Origin of the sequence: Arthrobacter sp. SAFR-044 (assembly GCF_051965175.1) — a bacterium.
Taxonomy (GTDB): domain Bacteria; phylum Actinomycetota; class Actinomycetes; order Actinomycetales; family Micrococcaceae; genus Arthrobacter.
Genome location: NZ_JBQCMK010000005.1, coordinates 18,833 through 22,949 on the forward strand (window position 1 = coordinate 18,833; position 4,117 = coordinate 22,949).

A 4,117-nucleotide genomic window follows, 5' to 3' on the forward strand; every position below is an offset into this window, starting at 1 on the left:
CGGCCGGAGGAGGCCCTGGCCGCCATCGAGGAGGCGGCCGGGCTCTACCGGGGGCTGGCGGAGGCCAGGCCCGCGGCCTTCACCTCCGACCTGGCCAGGTCCTTGAACAACCTCTCGGCTGGGCTGGGGGATCTGGGCCGGCCGGAGGAGGCCCTGGCCGCCATCGAGGAGGCGGCCGGGCTCTACCGGGGGCTGGCGGAGGCCAGGCCCGCGGCCTTCACCTCCGACCTGGCCAGGTCCTTGAACAACCTCTCGGCTGGGCTGGGGGATCTGGGCCGGCCGGAGGAGGCCCTGGCCGCCATCGAGGAGGCGGCCGGGCTCTACCGGGGGCTGGCGGAGGCCAGGCCCGCGGCCTTCACCTCCGACCTGGCCATGTCCCTGAACAACCTTTCGGTCCTGCTGGGGGATCTGGGCCGGCCGGAGGAGGCCCTGGCCGCGGCGGAGGAGGCGGCCGGGCTCTACCGGGGGCTCACGGAGACAAGCCCGCGGCCTTCGCCCCCAACCTCGTCCGGCTCCTCGTAATCATGGGCAAGTAGTCAAGGTGTAAAACCTGAAGCAAGATCTGACGAAATCGTTTGCAGGTTGGAGTCCCCGTGAATCCGCGCTTGACCACCTAGGAGACTGCTGAACAACGAGGTTGTGGGGCGGGCGGAACGCCACCAATGGGCCGTCTAGCGGCATGTTGGGTCAGCACTCTAGGTGCGACAACGGGGTCGTTCCGCCCGCTATGTTCATTGTGCCCCCGGGTGTGGGGCGTCATCCTGTGGCTGGGTTGGCCGGACCCGAAGGGGGTGGGTCATCCCATCGCCCATGGTCCTTCGTTCGACGTCAGTCCGAGGGTGAGCAGTCGTCGCAGGTTCAGTCCTGCGATCCGGAGTTGGAGCCAGGCGTTGTTTCGGGTGACTCCGCGGTGTCGAACGCGGCGGTTGCCGCGGGTGAGCCAGGCGATGGACCGTTCGACCATGGGCCGGTGGATGCGGTATTCGTGCTGGAAGTCCTGGTCCTTGGCGCGTTGGCGGTGTTGGCGCTGCAACGCGTCATGTTCGTGAAGTTCGAGCTTTCGCCCCATGGTGAGGCGATTCGGGACCTCCTGGAGAATAAGCCACGAGGACATCGCTACATGTCCTTTGACATGACAAGCAGTTTAGAGATCGTTCAACAAAGCAGGTGTCCCGTTCATTTCGTAATCACTAAATGGGACCTACTAGCCGACATTTGTTCTCTTCAGCAGGTTAAGGACAAACTATTAACTGACGAGAATCTTCGCGATCTGATATCCGCTAAGGCCCAGGATACCCGGGCTTCCATCCGCTTGTTCCCCGTGAGTGCAGTGGGATTTGAGTTTGCGACTCCTGAGCCAAACGGGGCAATGAAGAAAAATGGCACGCCTCCTCGGCCACACAACGTTGAATTGCCACTGCTTAGCATCCTGCCTGACTTCATGAAGTTTGCTCACGATGAATTGGCTCAGAAACGTACAGATTTAGAGGGTCCAGAAAAATCAGGCCTGACTGATCGGTTACTTGAACCTGGAGCCATTGAAACGTGGCAGCCAGCTGTCCGAAGCGCTGCGCAATTACTCGGTCCCAAACTTCGCGGCGTACTTGTGGCACGGTTTCCCTCCATTGGGCAATTGATTCCGGATGAATTGTTCGTGGATGCTCTTGGTTTTGGAGCGAAACTGCTTAGTGCACGTACTGCGCGAGCACAGGCCGGCCGACAACAGTATGCACAAAGCTTGATGCATTCGCGAGACCAACTCCACACTGAAGGGGAAGCCCTCGAGCTCTTGGAGCTTCAATGCATTGATATTATTACGGGCTTTGAGGAGCATCTGCCAGCATCGGTCCTCGCCGGAGGCATAGCTGCAGACGAACTTAGTTTGCCCTTCGTCCCCAATTCCAGGATGGTTGACGACTCTGATGGACCAGAGCGAGGCAGCGAGATATGACCTCGATGCACGGCAGTAGATGATCGATCATGGTTGAAGTTTGGCCGTTCATCGTCGCAAGGAACCCAGAATTGGACTGGCGCCCCATTTATGCGCCCGACTTTTTGGTGCAGGACAAGAACGATTTCATGCTTGTCCTGCAAACTGGGTCAGCCCCTCATCAGGAAAGCATCCTCACGAAAACTATAGACGTCAGGCATCGCGGCAGGTTCACGCTTGCATTTCGAAGCCGTCCAGCGTCGCAGATGCTCCGCGACACCGAAGGCAAGGATAGATTTGGTCGGCCCATCCATGTCATAGAAGGCTTAGTTGTCCCTGGATGGCACCCAATCGATGAGGCCGGCGTCGAGCGACTCTTGGACGCTCAACAAGAGTTGACAGCGGAACTACTGGGTGCATTTTGGGGCACATCATCTGAGCAAGCGCTTGCTGTGCCCTCATCTGCCCAAGAGCTGGAGCCGCGCAAAGCAGCGGAGGTTCCGGCCACCGTGGGAGGTTTGGCTTTTCTTGGAGTGAGACCACAAGCTGTTTCAAACCATCCTAAGAAAGCTCCTAGGTGGATATTAACACTAGTACGGGTGCGCATGTGGACAAGGATGGTCGTCTCACAAAGAAAAAGTGGAAGAGCCGAAGGGACGATTAAGAATGTCATCCGGTTATTTAGATGAAACCTTCGGCCTCCATGGTGGTGTTCGTCTTTCAATTTCAGGGGCGAAAGCTGGCGCTAACGCGGTGACTCCGTCAGGACATATAGTTATCGGCGCCGATGTTAGAAACGTCGCTGCGACACCAGAGTTTCTTCTGTTGGTTTGCCTGGACCAAGACGGGAAGCTGAACGATTCATTCGGACGGGGCGGCGTCTCAACGCTCCCACCTGGGTTAGGCCACGGGCTTTGTTCCCTAGCGATAAAACGGGACGGAACAATCATGGTGTGCAGGAACGTGACGTCCAACCCAGATTCTGTTGTTCTGATCGACCCCGGCGGAAGAACTTTCAGAACAGTTCACCTTCCGACGGCCGCTTTGTCGGGGATCGTCAGTTATCAGGCAATATCTTTGACAAAGCTGGCCATTACAGCCCGGGGCGCTCTAGTTGTCGGAGGTGCTGCCATTCGAAGTGATGCTTCCGAGGATTTTGTATTGGCTCAATTCTTGGAGGACGGCACTCTCGACAGCACCTTCGGCAACAGGGGCGTAACCACGATCCCCTTTGCCGGCCGAAGTTTCATGTTATCGGCGCTACTGCCCTGCCCGGATGGCTCAGTCCTAGCAGTGGGAACGGTGGAGGGAGACCAATGGGCTTTGGCTGTGACCCTCCGTTTTGACGTCTCAGGGCGCTTGGACGAACAATTTGGAGAACACGGCCTCGCTACTTCGGCGTACGATGCCTCTCTTGGATACGCACTCGCTGCGGGCCTCTTTAAGTCCGGCAGTATTCTCATAGCTGGTTACCAGCGAGCCAACGCCGAACGGCATCCGGCCTACGCCTCGTTCACCAAGGACGGGGTGCTGATGCCTCACATCAGATACAGAGATCGATCGTCGAACGAATTACCTCTACTGACAGGGTTTTTCTCAGCCGTGGCAATCGACAATGAAGGCAACGCGATCGTAGCTGGCCCCTTTAAGCGGTCGCCGCGTTCTGGCATTGGGATAGCGAAGCTAGACAAAATTGGCGATCCCGATTATTCCTTTGGGACCGACGGGACATCTATCACCTTTCTCGCCTCAGACGCGACCACCACTTCACTGGCGATAGATGAAAGAAACAGGATACTGGTAAGTGCATCCACTGAAGACCATGACGGCCCAATAGTCCTACGCTTACAGAACTTGTCCTCACCTACTGTACGACGGCAGACCCGCAACAGAAGGAATCCAGAAGAATTGCGTGCTGAACAGGACATTCTGTTAGCGAAAATACAGCACGAACACAACGTGGCAATGAGAATTACCGGAAGCATTTAAGATGCTTTAGCGCTGGCGATTGAATTGCAGGTTAGCCATGAATGAAGAGGAACGGCTGGCACGCGCGAGAGAAGACCATGCACGCGAAATGGCTCGGATCCAGGCCGGCCGGGAAACCTACGACTGGGTCTCCCAGTTCAACCGGGGCCAGGCCCAGCAGATCGAGCGGGACATCCAGCGGGCAGAACGGGCCAAAGC

General features: G+C 57.6%; 4 protein-coding genes and 1 pseudogene. 4 read left to right on the top strand and 1 reads right to left on the bottom strand.

Going from position 1 to position 4,117, the window contains the following annotated elements; translation table 11 throughout:
• The coding region (locus ACTHQS_RS09305; protein WP_440168041.1) for a tetratricopeptide repeat protein at positions 1 to 522 on the top strand (522 nt) is incomplete at its 5' end.
• A 274-nt stretch (positions 523 to 796) separates the two neighbouring features.
• Here ACTHQS_RS09305 and ACTHQS_RS09310 read toward each other — a convergent pair.
• Positions 797 to 1,066 (bottom strand): annotated as a pseudogene (locus ACTHQS_RS09310) (transposase); the annotation flags it as partial.
• A gap of 54 nt (positions 1,067 to 1,120) precedes the next feature.
• On the opposite strand from ACTHQS_RS09310, the gene ACTHQS_RS09315 reads away from it, so the two are divergent.
• Genes ACTHQS_RS09315 through ACTHQS_RS09325 form a run of 3 tightly spaced genes read left to right on the top strand, consistent with a single transcriptional unit; the run spans position 1,121 to position 3,919 of the window.
• Entirely contained in the window at positions 1,121 to 1,951 is an 831-nt protein-coding gene (locus ACTHQS_RS09315; protein ID WP_440168043.1) for a hypothetical protein, read from the top strand.
• Between the two features lie 29 nt (positions 1,952 to 1,980).
• Positions 1,981 to 2,619, top strand: coding sequence for a hypothetical protein (locus ACTHQS_RS09320; protein ID WP_440168045.1), 639 nt, complete (start codon positions 1,981 to 1,983; stop codon positions 2,617 to 2,619).
• Positions 2,570 to 3,919: a delta-60 repeat domain-containing protein gene (locus tag ACTHQS_RS09325; RefSeq protein ID WP_440168047.1), complete on the top strand. Its 1,350-nt coding sequence runs from the start codon at positions 2,570 to 2,572 to the stop codon at positions 3,917 to 3,919. Before ACTHQS_RS09320 ends, ACTHQS_RS09325 begins: the two co-directional genes overlap by 50 nt.
• The last annotated feature ends 198 nt before the right edge of the window (positions 3,920 to 4,117 follow it).